Source organism: Azospirillaceae bacterium (genome assembly GCA_028283825.1).
Taxonomy (GTDB): Bacteria; Pseudomonadota; Alphaproteobacteria; order Azospirillales; family Azospirillaceae; genus Nitrospirillum.
The window spans coordinates 13,248-32,857 of sequence record JAPWJW010000003.1; the positions used below are offsets into that span (position 1 = coordinate 13,248).

General features: G+C 66.8%; 15 protein-coding genes. 8 read left to right on the forward strand and 7 right to left on the reverse strand.

The genetic code is table 11. The features are described 5' to 3' along the window. Positions 1 to 16: 16 nt before the first annotated feature. Positions 17 to 1,027, forward strand: a complete 1,011-nt coding sequence (locus PW843_11945) for an aldo/keto reductase (GenBank protein MDE1147313.1) — start codon at positions 17 to 19, stop codon at positions 1,025 to 1,027. Between the two features lie 59 nt (positions 1,028 to 1,086). Here PW843_11945 and ychF read toward each other — a convergent pair whose 3' ends face one another. The 4 genes from ychF to gloB form a co-directional block, all read right to left on the reverse strand. Next, complete coding sequence (gene ychF, locus PW843_11950; protein MDE1147314.1) at positions 1,087 to 2,184, reverse strand: redox-regulated ATPase YchF; 1,098 nt, start codon at positions 2,182 to 2,184, stop codon at positions 1,087 to 1,089. Between the two features lie 72 nt (positions 2,185 to 2,256). Beyond that, the gene (locus tag PW843_11955; GenBank protein MDE1147315.1) at positions 2,257 to 2,697 is read right to left on the reverse strand and encodes a cupin domain-containing protein; all 441 of its coding nucleotides are present in this window, start codon (positions 2,695 to 2,697) and stop codon (positions 2,257 to 2,259) included. Positions 2,698 to 2,703: 6 nt separating this feature from the next. Beyond that, positions 2,704 to 3,309, reverse strand: coding sequence for a glutathione S-transferase N-terminal domain-containing protein (locus PW843_11960; protein MDE1147316.1), 606 nt, complete (start codon positions 3,307 to 3,309; stop codon positions 2,704 to 2,706). Positions 3,310 to 3,363: 54 nt separating this feature from the next. Then, a complete protein-coding gene (gloB, locus tag PW843_11965; protein MDE1147317.1) occupies positions 3,364 to 4,143 on the reverse strand; it encodes a hydroxyacylglutathione hydrolase in 780 nt (259 codons plus the stop codon). A gap of 182 nt (positions 4,144 to 4,325) precedes the next feature. On the opposite strand from gloB, the gene PW843_11970 reads away from it, so the two are divergent. The 7 genes from PW843_11970 (at position 4,326) to PW843_12000 (ending at position 13,650) form a co-directional block, all read left to right on the forward strand. Next, positions 4,326 to 4,964, forward strand: a complete 639-nt coding sequence (locus tag PW843_11970; GenBank protein MDE1147318.1) for a hypothetical protein — start codon at positions 4,326 to 4,328, stop codon at positions 4,962 to 4,964. A 9-nt stretch (positions 4,965 to 4,973) separates the two neighbouring features. Beyond that, entirely contained in the window at positions 4,974 to 5,504 is a 531-nt protein-coding gene (locus PW843_11975) for a hypothetical protein (protein ID MDE1147319.1), read from the forward strand. Positions 5,505 to 5,728: 224 nt separating this feature from the next. Then, on the forward strand, positions 5,729 to 6,190 hold the full coding sequence (locus PW843_11980; protein MDE1147320.1) for a hypothetical protein: 462 nt from the start codon (positions 5,729 to 5,731) through the stop codon (positions 6,188 to 6,190). Positions 6,191 to 6,381: 191 nt separating this feature from the next. Then, a complete protein-coding gene (locus PW843_11985) occupies positions 6,382 to 6,759 on the forward strand; it encodes a cytochrome c family protein (protein ID MDE1147321.1) in 378 nt (125 codons plus the stop codon). A gap of 355 nt (positions 6,760 to 7,114) precedes the next feature. Beyond that, positions 7,115 to 8,986, forward strand: a complete 1,872-nt coding sequence (locus tag PW843_11990) for an autotransporter domain-containing protein (protein MDE1147322.1) — start codon at positions 7,115 to 7,117, stop codon at positions 8,984 to 8,986. Between the two features lie 426 nt (positions 8,987 to 9,412). After that, complete coding sequence (locus PW843_11995) at positions 9,413 to 12,106, forward strand: TonB-dependent receptor (GenBank protein MDE1147323.1); 2,694 nt, start codon at positions 9,413 to 9,415, stop codon at positions 12,104 to 12,106. 23 nt (positions 12,107 to 12,129) lie between these two features. Next, entirely contained in the window at positions 12,130 to 13,650 is a 1,521-nt protein-coding gene (locus PW843_12000) for a CehA/McbA family metallohydrolase (GenBank protein ID MDE1147324.1), read from the forward strand. 60 nt (positions 13,651 to 13,710) lie between these two features. On the opposite strand, the gene PW843_12005 is transcribed toward PW843_12000, so the two are convergent. The 3 genes from PW843_12005 to PW843_12015 form a co-directional block, all read right to left on the reverse strand. Continuing rightward, complete coding sequence (locus tag PW843_12005; protein ID MDE1147325.1) at positions 13,711 to 16,092, reverse strand: MMPL family transporter; 2,382 nt, start codon at positions 16,090 to 16,092, stop codon at positions 13,711 to 13,713. A gap of 54 nt (positions 16,093 to 16,146) precedes the next feature. After that, positions 16,147 to 17,208 carry a YCF48-related protein gene (locus PW843_12010; protein ID MDE1147326.1) on the reverse strand — a complete coding sequence of 354 codons (1,062 nt, stop codon included), beginning with the start codon at positions 17,206 to 17,208 and terminating at the stop codon, positions 16,147 to 16,149. Positions 17,209 to 17,304: 96 nt separating this feature from the next. Next, a complete protein-coding gene (locus PW843_12015) occupies positions 17,305 to 19,518 on the reverse strand; it encodes a DUF1302 domain-containing protein (protein MDE1147327.1) in 2,214 nt (737 codons plus the stop codon). Between the last annotated feature and the right edge of the window lie 92 nt (positions 19,519 to 19,610).

The following is a 19,610-nucleotide window of genomic DNA, read 5'->3' on the forward strand; positions in this document are numbered from 1 at the left end:
TTTTCGGAGAAAAGCGATGTTGCAGCGTACCTTGGGCGCCAAAGGCCCCGCCACCTCCGCCCTGGGCCTGGGCTGCATGGGCATGTCCGGCATGTATGGGCCCAGCGACCGGGCGGAAAGCCTGGCCACCCTGCAGGCGGCGGTGGATGCCGGCATCGTCCTGCTGGACACCGGCGACTTCTATGGCATGGGCCATAATGAGATGCTGATCGGCGATTTCCTGGCCGATCCAGCGTTCCGCAAGGGCCACAAGCGTGACGACGTGCAGATCAGCGTGAAGTTCGGTGCCCTGCGCGACCCGGCCGGCGGCTGGCTGGGCTTCGACGGCAGCCCGGCGGCGGTGAAGAACAGCCTGGCCTACACGTTGCAGCGCCTGCGGGTGGATCATATCGACGTTTATCGCCCGGCCCGCCTGGACGCGAATGTGCCGATCGAGGACACGGTGGGTGCCATTGCCGACATGGTGAAGGCCGGCTATGTCCGCCACATCGGCCTGTCGGAGGTGGGGTCCGAAACCCTGCGCCGGGCGGCGGCGGTGCATCCGATCGTCGACCTGCAGATCGAATACTCCCTGATCTCCCGTGGGATTGAGCGCGACATCCTGCCCACCTGCCGCGACCTGGGCATCGCCATCACCGCCTATGGCGTGCTGAGCCGTGGCCTGATCAGCGGTCATTGGGCCAAGGGCCAGGGCCAGGGGGCGGACTTCCGCGCCCACAGCCCGCGCTTCCAGGGTGACAACCTGGACCACAACCTCACCCTGGTGGAGGCGTTGCGCCGGGTGGCCGAGGCCAAGGGCGTCAGCGTGGCGCAGATCGCCATCGCCTGGGTGCTGGCCCAGGGGAATGATCTCATCCCCCTGATCGGCGCCCGCCGCCGCGATCGCCTGGCGGAGGCGCTGGGCGCCCTGGACGTGACCCTGACGGCGGCGGACCTGGCCGCCATCGAACAGGCCGTGCCCAAGGACAGTGCCGCCGGCGATCGCTACCCCGCCCACGGCATGGCGACCCTGGACAGCGAGCGCTGAAACAAAAAGGGCGGCCCGCTGAGGCCGCCCTTTCTTCATTCCGTTACCGGAACAATGGCTCAGACGTTGAACCGGAAGTGGAAGATGTCGCCGTCATGGACGACGTATTCCTTGCCTTCGATGCGCAGCTTGCCGTTGTCCTTGGCACCGGTTTCGCCGCCGAAGGCGATGTAGCTGTCGAAGTCCACGGTTTCGGCCTTGATGAAGCCGCGTTCGAAGTCGGTGTGGATGGCGCCGGCGGCCTCGGGGGCCTTGGCACCACGGCGCACGGTCCAGGCGCGTGCCTCCTTCGGCCCGACGGTGAAGAAGGTCAGCAGGTTCAGCAGGCCGTAGCCGGCGCGGATCAGGCGGTTCAGGCCCGGCTCCTCCAGCCCCAGCGAGGACAGGTACTCGGCCTTGTCCTCATCGCCCAGCTGCGACAGCTCGGACTCGATGGCGGCGGAGATGACGACCGATACCGCACCCTGGGCCTTGGCCATCTCGGCCACCTGGGCCGACAGGCTGTTGCCGGTGGCGGCGGACGCCTCTTCCACGTTGCAGACGTACAGCACGGGCTTGCCCGTCAGCAGCGCCAGCTGGCGCCACAGGCCGCGCTCCTCCTCCGACACCGCGACCGTGCGCGCAGGCTTGCCGTCGCGCAGCGCCACCAGGGCGCGCTCGATCAGGTCGGCGACGATCTTGGATTCCTTGTCGCCGCCCTTGGCCTTCTTCTGCAGGGCGGGCAGGCGCTTTTCCAGGCTGTCCATGTCGGCCAGCATCAGCTCCGTCTCCACCGTCTCCGCGTCGCGGGTGGGGTGGATGGAGCCTTCCACGTGGGTGATGTCGCCGTCTTCGAAGCAGCGCAGCACGTGGACGATGGCGTCGACCTCGCGGATGTTGGCCAGGAACTGGTTGCCCAGGCCTTCACCCTTGGAGGCGCCGCGCACCAATCCGGCGATGTCCACGAATTCCAGCTGGGTGGGCACGGTCTTCTGCGACTTGGCGATGGCCGCCAGCTTGTCCAGGCGCGGGTCGGGCACGCCGACGCGGCCCACGTTGGGCTCGATGGTGCAGAAGGGGTAGTTGGCCGCTTCCGCCGCCGCCGTGCTGGTCAGCGCGTTGAACAGGGTCGACTTGCCGACGTTGGGCAGGCCGACGATGCCGCAATTGAATCCCATGGGAATAACCTGGAGTAAGGGGCCGCTTTGGCGGCGTTTATCGGGCAAACGCGCCCCGATTGCAAACCGAGCTTATGCAGGGCCGCCATCGGGGCCGGGCGCCCAGCCCGCCGGCGCCATCTCGAACGCCTGGAACTCGAACGCCGGGGCCACGGTGCAGCCCACCAGCGTCCAGTCGCCCAGGGATTCCGCCGCCTGCCACTGGTCGGCCGGCACCACGCCCTGGGGCCGCTGGCCGGCGGCCAGATCCGCGCCCAGGACCAGGTCGGCGGCGGTGAGGCCGTCGGCGGAGATGGACAGGCGCAAGGGCGCGCCGGCATGCCAATGCCAGACCTCATCCGCGTCGCGCACCCGGTGCCAGTGCGACCGCTCCCCCGCCTTCAGCAGGAAATAGATGGCGGTGGAGGCGCCGCGCCCGCCGCCCTCGGGGATGTGGCGGTAGGTCTCGAAGTAATGCCCGCCCTCGGGGTGGGGTTGCAGGCCCAGCAGGGCGATGATGCGGTCGGCGTCCATGGATGCTTATCCCCGGGGCGGCACGGTCTGGCGGAAGCTGCCGCTGTCCGATGCGCGTTCGAACCAGGCGGCGAGATTGGGCCGGCCTTCGCGCCAGTGGTCGCAACCCCAGCGGAAGTCCAGATAGGCCAGGGCCACGGTGACCGACAGCGTGCCGATGGTCTGGCCCTCCAGCAATTCCGTCTCGGACTCCAGCAGGTCCACCGCCCGCATCATGGCCTGGCGCTGGCGGTCGATCCAGTTGGCGGAGCGCAGGTTCTCCGGCCGCAAACCCTCCATCCGGCGCAGGATGGCGGCGTCGCAGATGCCGTCGGCGATGGCCTGCTGGCGCAGCGCCAGCCAGCGGGCGTGGCCGGCTACGGGGAACAGGGCGCCACCGGCCTCACCCAGGCTGTCCAGATATTCGGCGATGACCGGGCTGTCGAACAGGGTCAGGCCGTCGTCGGTGACCAGGGTCGGTATCTTGCCCAGCGGGTTCAGGGTGGGCACCACCGTTTCCGGCGACCAGATGTCGGTGGGTGTGAGTTCAAGGCGGGGGAACAGCCCGCGCTCATGCGCCACCATCAGCACCTTGCGCACGAAGGGTGAGGTCTGGCTGTAGAACAGTTTCATGGTGGGTCGGGCTTCCAGGCTCAGGCGGTCCGGCATATGCCGGATAATGGGTTTTTATCCCCGGAAATTGTCTTTCCGGCGGCGGATTTCGGCGAACACCGTCACCGGATCGCCCCCGGGCAGGTCCACCGCCCGGGCCAGCACGGCCAGGTCGGCGCGCAGGAAGGGGTTGGTGGCCTTCTCCGTGCCCAGGTCGATGGGCAGGGTGGGGTGACCTTCGGCCCGCAGCGCATCCACCGCCACCATGCGCGCCACCAGCGCCGCGTTGTCGGGTTCCAGCGTCAGGGCGAAGCGGCCGTTGCCGGCGGTGTATTCGTGGCCGCAATAGATGGATGTCGCGTCGGGCAGGGCGCGCAGGCGGCTCAGGGAGTGCCACATCTGGCCGGCCGTGCCCTCGAACAGGCGGCCGCAGCCCATGGAGAACAGTGTGTCGCCGCTGAACAGCGCCGCGTCCTCGGGCCCATGATAGGCGATGTGGCCGCGCGTGTGGCCCGGCACGTCGATGCCGATGAAGGGGGCGGCCCCCACCTGGAACACATCGCCGTCCGCGATGGCATGGTCGATGCCGGGGATGCGGTCGCGGTCGGCGGCGGGGCCGATGACGGCGGCGCCGTAGCGGGCCTTCAGGTCCAGGTTGCCGCCGACATGGTCGCCGTGATGGTGGGTGCTGAGGATCAGGTCCAGGTCCCAGCCCAGGCGGTCCAGTGCTGCGATGACGGGGGCCGCTTCCGACGGGTCGACCACGGCGACGGTGCCGGTGGCGGCGTCGCGCACCAGGTGGATGTAGTTGTCGCTGAGTGCCGGAACCAGCCGGACGTCGAGGCGGGCGGTCATGCTGGGACCCTCGGTTGTCATCGGTGACCTACTGCCACAGTTCAGTTAAAGCTAATCGTATGTTAATGAACAGGTAATGCTAATGGGTTGCCGGCAGTTCCGCTGCTTGACAGCGCGGTGCCGTCGGCATTGCCTTGTGAGGGGGTGATCATGCCCGGCATGCGGCGGACCGAAAAGGGATCATGAGCGATCTGCTGACGGCGGTGGCGGTGTTTGTCATGGTGGCGGGGTTGTCCTACCTCGTCGCCCTTGCCGCCTCGCATCTGGTCGAACGCCACCTGCACCGTGCCGAGGGCGTGGACCGGGTGGACGAACGTTTCCACGAGGCCAACGTCCTGCACCACAAGTTCGAGGATCGCGGGGCCAAGATCATGCCGCGCGTGGCGCGGCTGGACAACACGCTGAAATCCGCCCGCCGCCAGAACTATATGTCCACCCGCAAGGTGGCGGACCTGGAGTCCAAGCGCGACCAGCTGATCCGCGTGCTGGGGGAGGAGGACGCCTTCCTGCGCCCTGGCCGCCCGGCCCGGCACTTCGTGGCCGCCGTCATCAACCGGCACGTCCAGCGCTCCGTTCTGGAACAGAAGGATGTCATCGGCCTGTCGCGCGGCTGGGCGCGGGTGCAGAACGTGCACGCCTGGGCCCCCAACGCCAACGACGCCAAGACCCTGGTGGAGAGTTACTACCCGCATTCCATGGGTTTCCATATCCTGGAGATTCGGGAACCGTCGCAGGACGGTCACCACGAGGATGACGGGGCGCACGATGCCGACGACCATCTGGCGGAGGCCGATACCGCGCCGCCCGGCGGCCGGCGCTAGGGGGCGGGGATGAGTTTCGCCCTGCTGTTCGGCATTGCCGCGGGCGTGACCGCGGCCGGTCAGGTCGCCAGTTCCACCGCACGGCGCATCCGCCGCATGCGCCGTGACACCCAGGCCCGCCGCCGCCAAGTGGAGGAACTGTTCGTGGCGGTGCGCGCCAAGGCCAAGCTGACGCTCGACCTCAAGCGCGAGGAGCGCAAGATGGCGGCGGAGCTGGAGGAGTTGCGCACCAGCGTCACCGAGCATGACAAGCTGGCGGAGGTGCGGCGGGCGGATGAGGCGCTGCTTTACGTCTATGACGAGCGGCGCATGCCCAAGGACAGCGCCTTCCTGGTGTCCATCAGCCATTCCAACTTCCAGACCCTGTCGCGCGGCGCGCCGGAAACGGTGGTGTCGTCCTGGCGCGTGGGCCGCCGCTATCTGGTCTGGGCGGTCAATGCCAAGCTGGCGCTGGCCAAGACGCTGCAGCGCTTCCCGCCCGAGCGGGGGTATGTGGTGAAGGGCGGCGACGCCTATCCCACCGACCCGGAAGAGTTATGACAAGGGTGGTGGGCGATGCCTGATCTTGTTCAAGGGCGCCGTTTGCGTGGCCTGCGCAAGTGTGTCGCGCGACAATCGCCCCCTCCCGGCCCCGGGCTTGCCCGCCTTCCGCCGCAATCCCGGTGTTGAATAGAACCATCGCCGGACGCCTTCCCCCCTAGGACAATTGTCTTTCGGGGTAGGGGGTCCGGGCCGGTCCTTCAGTTCGGGATAAGCGTGTCGCCATGTTGCTCAAGACTGTCTTCATGCCCCTGACGGCCGCGGGCTTCGGTGCCGCCGCCGGACTGTGGGACCTGACCTCCGCCAGTCTGGACGGCACCCTGGTCATGCTGGCCATCGCCGGTTTCCTGCTGTCGGTGGCAGCCCCCCGCCAATGGGGCGTCTGGGTGTTGGTCATCGGTGTCGGGGTGTTGCTGTCCCACATGGTGACCCCGGCCCGCCACGGCATGCTGTTCGACCTGACCCTGGTGTCGGGCCTGGTGGCGGGTGCCGTCGCCCTGCTGCCGGCCACCGTCGGTGCCGTGGCGGCCCTGGTGGTGCTGTGGGTCGTCCGGCCGTCGCTGCCGAGTCCTGGCGTCGGTACGGTCGTGAAGCGTGGCACGGACGCCGCGCGCCGGGTCGGCGCCCGCATGGGCGGTGGTGGCCGTCCACTGGGTGGCCAGCCGACCCTGGATATGGGCGACTGAAACCGAATTCCCCGGAAAAGCAACGGACTAGCCAACATTTCGGCGGCCGGCGCGATTGACAGCTGGTCGCCATCGCCCCCTAGGGTCGCCGCTGTCCCCGGGCCCGCATGCCCGATGACGGGACGCCCCGCCGGCCACCCTGTCCGGCACGACACACGACATGTATCCAGACTCTAGGGGGTCGTTTCTCCATGAAGATTGCCGCCGCCGTCGCCCTGCTCGTCCTTGCCGCTGCCGGAACCGCCGCCGCCGACCCGGCCGCCGGTGACGTCGCCAAGGGCGAGAAGATTTTCCTGCGCTGCAAGGCCTGCCATAGCGCCGAGAAGGATGGCGCCGACAAGCTGGGCCCCAACCTGTGGGGCGTGGTCGGCCGCAAGTCCGCCAGCAAGGAAGGCTTCAGCTATTCTCCTGCCTTCAAGGGCGCCAACCTGACCTGGGATCCGGCCACGCTGGACACCTACCTGACCGGTCCGTCCAAGCTGATCCCCGGCAACCGCATGGCTTTCCCCGGCCTGCCCAACCCGCAGGACCGCGCCGACGTCATCGCCTATCTGTCCAGCCTGAAATAGTACCAGCGGCACGAGACTCTAACTCGTGCCGCTGTAGGCCCCGACCGGGGCCGCCGGAACGAGCACCGGAGGGCGCAGTGAGGAAGCCCCAAGCCGACGATGTCGGCGCCCGGCGCTTGAGGGGGCCTTTGATCGGTCACGATCAAAGGCCACTGGTATAAGCGTTGGGTCATGTGCGGGGGCGCGGCGCAGAAGGTTGCGGTCCTGCACATGATGTGCGCGTGACACAACCGAAGATATTCGCGTCCCTGCATCTTTTCATCCCTTGACGCCGGGGGATGCTTTCGTGGGACCCTATCCCTCGCGTCGAGAATGAGCGCGCCGCCTGAACGGCCGCCGTCGATGGAGAGGGAGCATGACCACCAAGTTGTTGCGCGCCACCGCGCTGCGCACGGGTACCGCCGTGGCACTGGCCCTGGCGGCGTTTGCCGCCATTTCGGCCACCCCCGTCCAAGCCCAGCAATATTCCGCCGGCATCGTCTTCGGCGACAGCCTCAGCGACACCGGCAACCTGGTGCCCTTAGGCCTGGCACCGCCGGCACCCTATTACCAGGGGCGTTTTTCCAACGGCCCCCTGTGGGATGAGAAGGTGGGCGCCCTGCTGGGCGGCGTGCCGTTCAAGAGCTACGCCTATGGCGGCGCGCTGTCGACCGCCACCCGGCCCATCGATTTCCTGAACCAGATCAGCGCCTTCCTGGCGGCCAAGCCGACCATCACCAGCAGCCAGCTATACTCGCTCTGGATTGGCGCCAACGACTATTTCGCCTACGCGGCCAGCCCCACGGTGGACGCGGCGACCGAGGCCGCCACGGTGGTGGGCAACATCCGCACCGGCGCCAGCGAACTGATCGCCGCCGGCGCCCGCAACATGCTGATCTTCAACCTGCCCAACCTGGGCAACACCCCCGCCATCAGTGCGGAAGGGGCGACCGCGGCGCTGCAGGCCAACCAGCTGACGGCCATCCATAACCAGGATGTGCTGGACCTGACCAAAAGCCTGAACGGCACCAACGGCGCCCGCGTCATCCTGGTGGACGTGAACACCATCTTCGCCATGATTCAGGCCAACCCGGCCAAGTACGGCATCACCGACGCCGTGCATTCCTGTCTGCTGGGCGGGGTGGCCACCGGCTACTGCAACGCGTCCAACATCAACACCATGCTGTTCTGGGACGACGTGCACCCCACCACCACCGGGCATACCCTGCTGGCGGAATATGTGGCGGGCACGCTGACCACCGTGCTGCAGGCGCCGCAGGCGGCGGTGGCGGCCACGCAGCTGGGCTTCCTGGCGGATGACGCCATGACCGGGGCGGTGCGTGCCCGCCTGAACGGCATCCGCATCGGCACCGCGACCTCGGGCGGTGGTAGTGCGGCCGGGTCGCAGATGGGCCGCGACGGCAAGGTCGGGGTTTTCCTCTATGGCAATTACGGCACCGGCAACCGCGACGCCATCGCCGGCCAGATGGGCTACGATTACGACAGCTACACCGGCGCGCTGGGCATCGACTACAAGGTCAGTGACGTCGTCACCACCGGCCTGGCCTTGGGTTTCGGCGACAACCGCCTGAACTTTGATGGCGGTTTCGGCAAGGATGAGCTGCACGCCTACAACCTGATGGCCTACGCCACCGCCACCCTGGGCTCATGGTACGCCGACGGCACCCTGTCCTATGGCTATGATGAGTTCACCAAGATGCAGCGGCAGACCGGGTTCGCGCCGCAGCCCTGGGGCAACGCCGCCCCCAGCGGCAACACCTACGCCGCCAGCCTGTCGGGCGGCTACAACATCAGCCTGGGTGGCGCCACCCTGGGGCCCACGGCGGGCCTGCGGTACCAGCGCGGCAGCATCCATGAATATACCGAAAGCGACGCCGGCGCCCTGGCCCTGACCGTGCCGGATTTCGACGCCGAAAGCTTCCGGGCGCAGGTGGGCGGCCAGCTATCCGCCCCCTTCACCCTGGGCGATGTGGTGGTGGCGCCACAGCTGACGGCCGGCATCCAGCATGAGTTCCTGAACTCCGGCCGCATCTTCCAGGCGACCTTGCCCGGCGGGCAGGTGGCGGAAACCAACGCGGGGGCGGGCAAGCGCACCTCCTACGTCGGGGGCGGTGGCATCGCCATCCAGGGCGGCGGGATTGCCGCCACGGTGTCCTACCAGGGCACCTTCGCCGGCAACGACCGCACCGACCACGCCGTCATGGGGCACATCCGCGTCGGGTTCTGATTTGAATTGAGAACGGGAGGGGCCGCGGGTTCACGCCCGCGGCCCTTTTTGCTGCTCCGATTCGACCGGTGGTGCGGCGATGCGTCCCTGCGGCCTATTGCCCGGTCGTCCAGATGATCTTCCATAGATTTCGGGGGTTGGTAGGCACTGCAACCACACGGAAAGAAGAGGCGCCCATAAGGTGAATACGATTGTATCATAAGATATACAAAATATAATATTCACAATCATGCGCCAAATCTGAAACCAAGCACGGCGACAAGCTCCCTCGAAGATAGCTGGCACTATCGAAAAATAATGCAAATGCCGGCGTCCATATCGAAGGAGATGCGGGGAATGATTGCATTCGGCGGGGTGGATATTTCGCGGCGTCATGTACTTTATTTGACGGCCAGCGCGACAGTGATGCTGGGTTTGATGGCGCCAATGGCGCGCGCGGCGGACGCGGACGCCGCCCCGGCGGATCAGGCTACGGGGGAACTGGTGATCACCGGTGACAGGATCAGCGGTACCCAGAAGGCCCTGGATGAAAAGCGCGACAGTACCGCCGTCACCAGCGTCATGTCGGCGGAGGAAATCGCCCAGCATCCGGGTGGCAACATCGTCGACATCATCACCCATCTGCCGGGTCTGTCGGGGTTCAGCGACATGGGCCTGGGGCAGGCCGCCACGGGTGAGCAGGAGTACGTCTCCATCCGCGGCATCGATTCCTCCTACAACGCCTACACCCTCAATGGCGTGCGGGTGCCGGCGGCGGATGCCAATAGCCGGGCCCTGTCGCTGAAGATGGTGGCGCCCTACGGCATCCAGTCGGTGTCGGTCAACAAGACCCCCACCGTGGACATGGACGGCGACAGCATCGGCGGCACCATCGATATCCGCACGCCCACCGCCTTCGACTTCCCCGGCGCCATGACCAAGGTGACGATGGAGGGCAACTATTCGGACCTGGCCCGCAAGACCGGGTCCGATTACATGGGCGGTGGCGGCCAGGTCGAAACCGCCCAACGCCTCAGCAATGATATCGGCCTGTACGCCACCGCCTATTACACCCGCAAGAACACGGCGGGCGAAACGGTGGAGGCCACCGGGTACGCGCCGACCCTGGCGTCCGAGGCCACCGAGACCGACTTCACCAAGGTCCATGGCCTGTCGGCGGCCGGCGTGCGCTACGACTATTACGAAGACCAGATGACGCGGTACGGCGGCAACTTCTCCCTGGATAAGCAGGACCAGGACCAACACTATTATATCCAGGGATCGTATTCGAAATATCAGGTCCGCGGCACCGATACGCAGCACAGCATCAACGGTGGCCAGACCTGTTATTACTGTAATGGCACGACCTTCAGTGAACAGGGTATTTTGCCCGGCACCTATTTCCAGTTGCGTGACCAGAATGAGGAACTGCTGACCACCAAGATCGGCGGGCAGAACATCTGGGGCGCCCTGACCGCCGACTATGATTTCTCCTACGGCTACAGCCGGATCGAACGGCCCGATTATGTCGAGGGCAGCGCCTATGGCGCGGTGGACACGACGGGGACCACGTCTTTCGACCTCAGTGATCCGGCGGCCACCAAGGTCATCTACGGCAGCGCCGCCGACAAGGCTTACGCCCTGAGCCAGACGACGGATCGGCTGTGGAAATTCCAGGGCTCCGACAGCGCCCAGGAAAACACCATGTACACCGGCAAGGTGAACCTGAACTACAGCGTGAAGCAGGGGCTGCTGGACAACATCCGGGCGGGGGCGAGCATCAGCCGGTCGGACCGTTATCAGTACCAGCACCAGTTCTTCGGCAACAACGGCGACAACTTCGTCATCCTGGACGCCAACGGCAACATCCGGCCGTCCACCGACCCGGCGGGCCCCACGGTGCAGGCGCTGCCGGGGCGCGACCTGTCGTCCTTCCTGGGCGGCACCTACGCCGGTGTCTTCCGCGCGCTGGACCGGTCCACCTATGAGAACGGCGCCCTGCCGTACAAGTACACCAGCCAGTACGGCATCGACCCCGCCACGGGGCAGGTGACGGGAAACCCCGGCGCCTACACCTACAACGACTACATCCGCAACACCGTCTATGGCACCGAGGACATCTACGCCACCTATGTCGAGGCCAACTTCCAGTACCAGGACCTACGGGCGACGGTGGGCATGCGGTATGAGGACACCGACTTCGCCAGCCGGCAGTGGCAGGTGGACGGCGACAGCGGCGCCTGGAAGACCAGCTCCAACCATTACGGCGAAGTGCTGCCCAGCCTGATCCTGACCTACCGCCCGGACCAGTCCTTCGTTTACCGCGCGGCGGTCCGCCAGTCCTTCTCCCGCCCGGCGTTCGGCTTGATCGCCAGCCCGGTGACCATCAGCCGCAACGACCTGACGGGGGAGATCAACGGCATCAGCCAGGGCAACCCCAACCTGAAGCCGTCCGAGGCCACCAACTACGACCTGTCGGCGGAATATTACGGCCCCAACGAAATGGTGGTCGAGGTCAACGCCTACTACAAATCCATCCGTAACTTCATCTACGCTGCCAGTTCGTCCGGGGCGGCCCCCAGCGCCAACACCGCCACCGCCAATAACGGCGGCGTCGTGGTCAGCGAATATGAGAACGGCGGCGACGCCGACCTGATGGGCCTGACCCTGGACGCCCGTCGCAAACTGACCGAACTGCCGGGCCTGTGGAGCGGCTTCGGTGTGGGCGGCTCCGTGACCGTCCAGCACAGTTCCGCCGACAGCAAGCGGGCCGACCATTACGGGCGGGACACCTGGCTGCCGCGCGCGCCGGAGCTGATGTACAACGTCGACCTGTTTTACGAGAAGGATGGCCTGAAGGCCGACCTGTCCTTCCAGTACACCGGCTTGCAACTGGTCGGGCTGACCAGCAACAACCTGGACACCTACCTCCAGCCCGTCAAAAGCCTGGACTTCAGCGTCAGCTATCCCTTCGCCGGGGTGACGGTCACGCTGGCCGGCAAGAACCTAACGGACAACGTCCAGTTCTACAAAACCCTGGGCAAGACGACGCAGTACCTGGGGACCCAGGACGGCGGCGGCAACGGTTCCTATGTGGAAACCGGCCGCACGGTGGCGCTGACCGCCTCCTACCAGTTCTGACCCGAACGGACGGATGTCTCCCTATGTCCTTCTTGGCTTTCCTGCGCGGCCTGGCGGCCGCGCTGACCCTAGGTCTTTGCTTCCCCGCCTGGGCGGGGGAGACGCAGGTGGTGATGACCGGCACCCTGCATGCCGGGGATAACCAGACCTACCGCGAGCTGCCCTTCACCGTGCCGGCCGGCGTGGGCAAGATCACCGTCGATGTCAGCTGGGACAGCCTGGAAAAGGGCACCTACCTGGTGCTGGGGCTGTATGACCCGGAACGCAACCGCGGCTGGGGCGGGGCGATCAAGCCGCATTTCGTCGTGGCCGACGGCTTCGCCTCACCCTCCTACCTGCCCGGTCCCATCGTGCCGGGGCAATGGCGCCTCAGCCTGGCCGTGGCCAGCATCCGTCCTGGCGTGACCTCGCCCTACACGGTCAAGATCACGCTGGCCACCGGGCCGGAGGCGCAGCGGTTCAGCGACACGCCGCTGCGGACCGGTGCCGGCTGGTATCGCGGCGATCTGCACAGCCACACCGGCCACAGCGATGCCGCCTGCCGCAGCCTGTCGGGTGCCGCGACACCGTGCCCCTTGTTCCTCAGCCTGCAGGCGGCGGTGGACCATAAGCTGGATTTCCTGGTGGTCACCGACCACAACGTCAGCAGCCATGTGGCCGACATGGGCAACTTGGCCGCCTATTTTGATACCCTGCTGCTGATACCGGGGCGGGAAATGACCACGCAGAACGGCCATTTCAACCTGCTGGGCATTACCGATTTCGTGGATTTCCGCCTGGGCCCGAAGGGCATCCCGACCATCAACGGCATGTTCGACGCCGCCAAAGGGACGGGGGCGCTGGTGTCGATCAACCACCCGGAAATCCCGACGGGGGAGGCCTGCCTGGGTTGCGGCTGGAATGCGCCGGACACCGATTACGGCCGGGTGCAGTCGGTCGAGGTGGCCAACGGCGGCATCGCCGCTGACCAGGGTGGCTTCGACGACGGCGCCGGCTCCGGCGTGGCCTTCTGGGAGGCGCAGCTGAGCCGGGGGTATCACCTGACCGGGGTGGGCGGCAGCGACAACCATGACGCCGTCGATGGGCGCAAGGACATCTCGCCGGTGGGGGCGCAGTCGCCGGTGGGGTTCCCGGCCACGGTGGTCCACGCCGACGCGCTGTCGCAGCCGGCCATCCTGAACGGCATCCGGTCCGGCCGCGTCTTCATCGACCTGGAGGGCGCGCATCCCGGGCGGGTGCTGGACATGGCGGCCAGCGCCGGCGGGGCGACGGCGGTGATGGGGGCGACGCTGGCGCGGGATGCGGCGGCGCCCATCGTGGCGCACATCCATGTCGCCGGTGCCAAGGGGGCCCACATCGACCTGATCGCCGACGGGCAGGGGCAAAAGCTGATCCGCGACCCTGTCCTGCGGGATGACGACCAGACCGTGGACGTGACCTTTCCCGCCGGCCAGGACATCCACTGGTTTCGCGCCGATGTCCGCGCCGCCGACGGTCGCCGCATCCTGATTGGCAATCCCATCTACGTGGCGCCGAAGGGGTAAATCACCGATCCCCACCCACCGGGGCGGCCCCCAAGGACCGCCCCGGTGGGGTTTCCCCCGTCAGTGCGCCACGAAGTTCCGCTTCTGCGCCCGCTTGACCTCACCCTCGAACAGGCGGGGGAACAGGCGGTACAGCATGGCGGCGATGGCGGGCAGCAGGATGATGGCGCCCAACATGTTGGCGATGAAGACGAAGGTCAGCAGTTCACCCATGTTGGCCTGGAATTTCAGGGCGGAGAACGCCCAGGTGGCCACCCCCACCGCCAGGGTCAATGCGGTGAACAGGATGGAACTGCCGGTTTCCTGCAAGGTCTTGTAGTAGGCCTCGGCGAAGCCCAGCCCATGCTTCAGGTAGGATTGCAGGCGGTTGAAGATGTAGAGGCCGTAGTCCACGCCGATGCCCACGCCCAGCGCCGTGACGGGCAGGGTGCTGGTCTTCAGGCCGATCTTAAGCTCGGCCATCAGCGCGTCGCACAGGAAGGAGACCACCACCAGCGGCAGCACGGTGGCGATGGTGCCGACGACGGAGCGGAAGGTGATAGCACAGAACACCAGCACGGTGCCGTAGACCCACAGCAGCATGGGCGTCTCTGCCTGGGTCACCGCCTGGTTGGTGGCGGCCATGACGCCGACGCTGCCGGTGGCCAGGCGGAAGTGGATGGGGCTCTTATCTTTTTCCGAGGTGTGGTGGGCCTGGTTGTAGGTCTCCACCGCCTTGACCACGCGGTCGATGGTTTCGGCCCGATGGTCCTTGGTGAAGATCATCACCGGCATGACGGAACAGTCGGCGTTCAGCAGGCCGGTGGAGGTTTCCACCGGTGAGACGGTGCGGACCAGCACCTGGCTGTTGCGGGGCAGCACCCGCCAGTTCAGGTTGCCCTCGTTCCAGCCCATGTTGACGGTCTTCATCACCTGGGGCAGGGACAGGGTGGACTGCACCCCCTCCACATTGCGGATCTGCCAGGCGAAGTCGTCCACCTGGGACGCGACATGATAGTCGATGCAGCCGTTGGCCGGTGCCTCGGCGATGACCTGGATGATGTCCACGCCGATGGCGAAGTGGCCGGCGATGAAGTCGGCATCCTTGTTGTAGCGGCTGTCCGGCCACAGTTCGGGCACGCCGGCCTCGGCATCGCCGATGACGCGGCGGCCGGACTCATGGTGGGCCCAGGCGAAGACGGCCAGGCCGATCAGCAGGGCCGGGATGGCGCCCTTGGGCCGGGCGAAGACGGTGAACATCTTCCAAACCGCGTCGAACCGGTCCACCTGGTGCGCCACGCGGCGGCGATAGTTGTCGCCCAGCGGTAGGAAGGACAGGGTGATCGGCAGGATGATCAGGTGGGTCAGCACGATGATGACCATGCCGACGGAGGCCGACAGCGCCAGGTCCTGGATCATCTGGATCTTGACGATGCGGATGGTCAGGAAGGCGATGGCGTCGGCCACCAGGGCGGAGGCACCAGGCACCAGCAGGCGCTGGAAACTGATGCGCGCGGCGGAGAAGGCGTCGGCACCCTTGCCGATCTCCTGCGTGATGGTGCCCACGTTCTGCACGCCGTGGCTGATGGCGATGGCGAACACCAGGAAGGGCACCAGGATGGACATGGGGTCCATGGCCAGGCCCATCAGCACCAGCAGGCCGGCCTGCCAGATGACGGTGACCACCGACAGGGCCAGCAGCACGGCCGTCATGCGGGCCGACCGGCCGTAGACATAGACCAGCAAGGCGGTGATGACGAAGGCGATGCCGAAGAAGACGACGACGCCCACCGTGCCGTCGGCCACGTCGCCCATCGCCTTGGCGAAACCGATGATGTGGATGTCGACGGTGTCGCTGCCGTACTTGGCGCGGATGGCCTCCAACCGCTTGGCGACCTCCATATAGTCCAGCTTGGCGCCGGTGGTGGGGTCGCGGTCCAGCAGCTGGATGTTCACCAGGGCGGCAGTGAAGTCCTCCGCCACCAGGCGACCCACTTGGCCGGACTTCAGCACGTTGCCGCGCACCACGTTCAGCCACTCCGGCGTCGCCTTGAACTCCGCCGGGATGACGTTGCCGCCGCTGAACCCATCCTCCACGATTTCGATGAAGCGGACGTTGGGGGTGTAGAGCGAGGTGACGCTGGCCCGGTCCACGCCGGGGATGAAGAACACCTCGTCCGTCACCTGCTTCAGCTTGGTGAAGAACTCCGGCGTGTAGATGTCGCCCTGCTTGACGCTCAGCGCCACGACCACCCGGTTGGCCCCGCCGAATTCCTTCTGATATTGCAGGAAGGTCTTCATGTAGGGGTGGTCTTGCGGCAGCTGCTTCTCATACGCCGTGTCCACCGCCAGGTGGCTGGCCTGCCAGGCGAAGAAGGCGGTGGCCAGCGCGAACAGGATCAGCACCACCTTGCGGTGGCGGAAGATCACGGCGTCAATGATACGGGGCAGGGACGTCAGCATCGGGCACCAGAAAAACGAATGAACCGGGGAAAGGGCGGTCGGGGCCTATAGGAATTAAGGTAGGGCGCCGGCCAGTTTCGGCCCCTCATCCCCGAACAGGATCAGGCCGCCGTCGCTACCCCGCACCGCGTCGGCCAGGGCCAGGCGGTCGGGACGGTAGGTCAGCGTGAAGGTGGCGCCGGCGTCGGTGCTGGTCAGCACCGTGCCCAGCGCACCCACCAGCACGACATGGCCGTCGGGCGTGGCCAGGCCCCCCATCAGCCCGGCCTTGGTGCCCGTGTCCACCGGCTGCCAGGCCTCCCCACCGTTGGTGCTGCGGAAGGCGTGGCCCTGAAGGCCGAAGACGATGATGGTTTTGCCGTCCACCAGCGTGCCGCCGAACATTGAGCCCTCGTAGCCCAGGTCGCGCTTGGTCCAGGTGCGGCCCCTGTCGGCGCTGGTATAGACGCCGCCGGCCTCACCCACGATCAGGCGGTTGTCGCCGCCTATGGCCAGGATGGCGTTCAGGTGCAGATCGTCCTCGGTGATGCGGCGCTTGGTCCAGGTCCGGCCGCCGTCGGCCGTCTCCAGGTACAGGCCGTAGGCGCCGACCGCGATGCCGTGGTCGGCATCATCGAACAGCACGTCCATCAGGGGCTGTTCCCAGTCGGGCGCGAAGTTCTGCAGGGTCCAGCTGTCACCGCCATCGGCCGTGTGCAGGATGGTGGCGTCATGGCCCACGGCCCAGCCCTGCTTGGCATCGATGAAGCGCACGGCCGTCAGGGTGGCGTTGGCCGGCACCGGCACCTGGCGCCAGGCATGGCCGTTGTCATCGGATAGCAGGATGTGGCCGCGTTCACCCACCGCCACCAGGCGGTTGCCGGCCAGGGCGGCGCCCAGCAGCAGGGACTTGGCGGCCAGCGGGGCGATCATCGCCGGGATGGGGGCGGCCGGTGCCACGCCGGCCTTGGCGGCGGCGGCGTCAGGCCCGGCCCCATCGGCGGAAGACGACGTGGCATTGTCGCCTGCCGCCACCTCCCTCGCCTGAAGGTTGTCCCCGGGGGCGAGGCTGGAGGCCAGGGCCAGGGACAGAAGTCCGGCGGACAGCCGGACGGCGAGGGATCGGCATTTCATCATTCAAGTCGCGGGCCGCCTCTCGGCAACCGGCGCCCATAAGACCAGGGACAGGAACCCGTCCGTCCCCGGGGGGCACCCGGGGACGGACGAGGGGGATCAGAACGAATACTTCACGCTGAAGCTGACGAAATCGCGGTCCTTGATCAGGTTGAAGTCGCCGCCGCCGAAGAAGTTGGTGTAGTTGATGTCGGCCGACCACTTGTCCAGCAGGGAGGCGGTCAGGCCGACCGACACCGCCTTGCGGCCATCGATGAAGGTGCCGACGGGCAGCGGCGTGGTGCCGTGCACGTCATGTTCCCACACGATGCGCGGCATCAGGTTGATGCCGCCGATGGCGTTCAGGTAATCGAAACGGGCGACCAGGCGGTAACCCCACGAGAATTCGGTGCCGAAACCGCTGGTGGCCACGCTGTCCATGCCGCCCAGGCCCAGGAAGGTGGCGTTGCCGCCGACGTTGGTGCCGGTGCCGGAGAAGTGCACGCCGTCCGGCATGTTGTGCACGATGTCGGCGCCGACCTCACCCACCAGGATGACCTGGCTGGCGCCCATCATGGGCGGCAGGTCCTTGGTGAAGGTCATCTGCACCTGACTGATGTCGTACCGGCCATAGCCCTGGATGGTGCTGCCGAACAGGCGGGACGCGCTCTGCTCGATCTGCGCCGTGGTGGTGCCTTGGATGCCGCCCAGGCGCTGGATCAGCGCGTTGGTGTTGAAGATGTGGGCGGCGGCGGTGGCCGCCTGCTGCGCGCCGGCTGTGGTGCCGGCGGCGGATCCGGCCGCCGCACCGGCGGCTTGCGCCGCGGCCAGCGAGGCCGGGCCGCCGGCGGCGGCGATGGCGGCCGCCACCGTCGACTGCACGGCGGAGGGCAGCGAACTATAGGACGTGCCGACCAGCGCCGGTGCGGCCACCGACAACACCCGATTGACCGCCGTCTGGTACGAGGCGGTGGCGGCGGCGATGCCCTGGGCGGAGCCGGCCGCGGCACCCTGGGTGGCGCCCGTCTGGATCAGGCCGTAGACGGTGGGGGCGGCCAGCATGGCCTGCAGCACGTCCACGGCGTCGTACTGTAGCGGCTGGCCCTGCCGGTACGAGTACTCACCCTGGATGGCGACACCTTCAACACTGGTGCTGAAGCTGACGCCGTACATCTTGATGTCGTTGGCGTAGTCGGCGAAGTAGCCGCTGTGGTTGCTGAAGGTGGTGGGGTCGGACGCGAAGTCGGCGAAGCTGCCCACCTTGACCGACAGGTCGGGCACCCGGCTGTTGTACTTCATGAAGAACAGGCCGAAGTCGGTGTCGTCCAGTTCCGGCACGGAATAATGGACGCCGAAGCCGAACTGGCCGTCGTCGCGGCCGTTGTGGTCGTTCAGGCGCGGCACGTTGGTGCCGAACGGGGCGATGGGCGTGGCCTGGCCCAGCACCGGGTTGACGACGCTGCCGTTGGTCTGGATGGCGCCCTGGGTGGCGGTGTCGTGCGCCAGCGGGTTGCCGAAGGGGAGGGACAGGTAGCGGGCGCCCGGCGACAGCGCGTCGTCGCTGCTGAAATAGGTGCCCGCCGGGTCCAGCAGGGTCTTTTCCCATTTGAACTGGTAGAACGCCTCCACGCTCAGCCGGTCGGTCAGGCCCAGATTGGCGCTGACCATGGGTACCGGCAGGAAGACTTCCTTCAGTTCCGTGCCAGGCTGGTGCAGAGCCGACACGTCCACCGGGTTGATGGCGTTGATGCCGTTGGGGATGAAGGTGCTTTCACCCCAGCTCAGCACTTGGTTGCCGGCGCGCAGGCTCAGCGACATGCTGTCGCCCAGGTCGAAGTTGCCGTAGGCATAGGCGTCCAGCAGGCGCGCGTAGGCCGCCGACTGGTCGCGGGCGGTGGAGCTCAGCGTGAAGTTGCCGGTGCGCGCACCCGACGTGCTGTTGGCGTCGTTGTTGATCGGGTCGTAGTAGAAGGTCGCGCGACCGAAGAAGCCGATCTCGTGATAGTCCAGCTTCAGCTCGTTGGTCATGCGACCACCGGTCGACACCAGGCCGGTGCCGTAGTTCAGGTCGCCGTTGTCCTGGTTGATGGAGGCGGCAGTGCCGCCGTTGGCCTTGCCCACCAGCGCCTTGTCGCGTTCCTGCACGCGGATCAGGCCACCGAAGGTCAAGGTGGTGTTGAAGCTGCCTTGAAGATCGCCGCTGCTGAAGTCCAGGGCGCGCGCCGGCGCGGAAACGAATAGCGGCAGCGCGATGGCCCCCAACAGGGCCCCGCCACTGACGCCCGCCAGGATGCGAGATTTCAGGCACGACTTCCCATAGACGTTCGCCACCATGCGTCTTTCCTCCCTGCACGTTTTTTTTGTGGGCACCATCGTTCCTGGCATTGCTGTCCAGGAGTGCACGCGAACCCACTATCCGCCAAGCC

Excerpts from the sequence above, each read along its gene's own strand:
- PW843_11955 (MDE1147315.1), bottom strand. The coding sequence starts at position 2,697 with ATGGACGCCGACCGCATCATCGCCCTGCTGGGCCTGCAACCCCACCCC.
- PW843_11995 (MDE1147323.1), top strand. The coding sequence starts at position 9,413 with ATGGCGCGCGCGGCGGACGCGGACGCCGCCCCGGCGGATCAGGCTACG.
- PW843_12000 (MDE1147324.1), top strand. The coding sequence starts at position 12,130 with ATGTCCTTCTTGGCTTTCCTGCGCGGCCTGGCGGCCGCGCTGACCCTA.
- PW843_11970 (MDE1147318.1), top strand. The coding sequence starts at position 4,326 with ATGAGCGATCTGCTGACGGCGGTGGCGGTGTTTGTCATGGTGGCGGGG.
- PW843_11990 (MDE1147322.1), top strand. The coding sequence starts at position 7,115 with ATGACCACCAAGTTGTTGCGCGCCACCGCGCTGCGCACGGGTACCGCC.
- PW843_12015 (MDE1147327.1), bottom strand. The coding sequence starts at position 19,518 with ATGGTGGCGAACGTCTATGGGAAGTCGTGCCTGAAATCTCGCATCCTG.
- PW843_11980 (MDE1147320.1), top strand. The coding sequence starts at position 5,729 with ATGTTGCTCAAGACTGTCTTCATGCCCCTGACGGCCGCGGGCTTCGGT.
- PW843_12005 (MDE1147325.1), bottom strand. The coding sequence starts at position 16,092 with ATGCTGACGTCCCTGCCCCGTATCATTGACGCCGTGATCTTCCGCCAC.
- ychF (MDE1147314.1), bottom strand. The coding sequence starts at position 2,184 with ATGGGATTCAATTGCGGCATCGTCGGCCTGCCCAACGTCGGCAAGTCG.
- PW843_11945 (MDE1147313.1), top strand. The coding sequence starts at position 17 with ATGTTGCAGCGTACCTTGGGCGCCAAAGGCCCCGCCACCTCCGCCCTG.
- gloB (MDE1147317.1), bottom strand. The coding sequence starts at position 4,143 with ATGACCGCCCGCCTCGACGTCCGGCTGGTTCCGGCACTCAGCGACAAC.
- PW843_11975 (MDE1147319.1), top strand. The coding sequence starts at position 4,974 with ATGAGTTTCGCCCTGCTGTTCGGCATTGCCGCGGGCGTGACCGCGGCC.
- PW843_11960 (MDE1147316.1), bottom strand. The coding sequence starts at position 3,309 with ATGAAACTGTTCTACAGCCAGACCTCACCCTTCGTGCGCAAGGTGCTG.
- PW843_11985 (MDE1147321.1), top strand. The coding sequence starts at position 6,382 with ATGAAGATTGCCGCCGCCGTCGCCCTGCTCGTCCTTGCCGCTGCCGGA.
- PW843_12010 (MDE1147326.1), bottom strand. The coding sequence starts at position 17,208 with ATGATGAAATGCCGATCCCTCGCCGTCCGGCTGTCCGCCGGACTTCTG.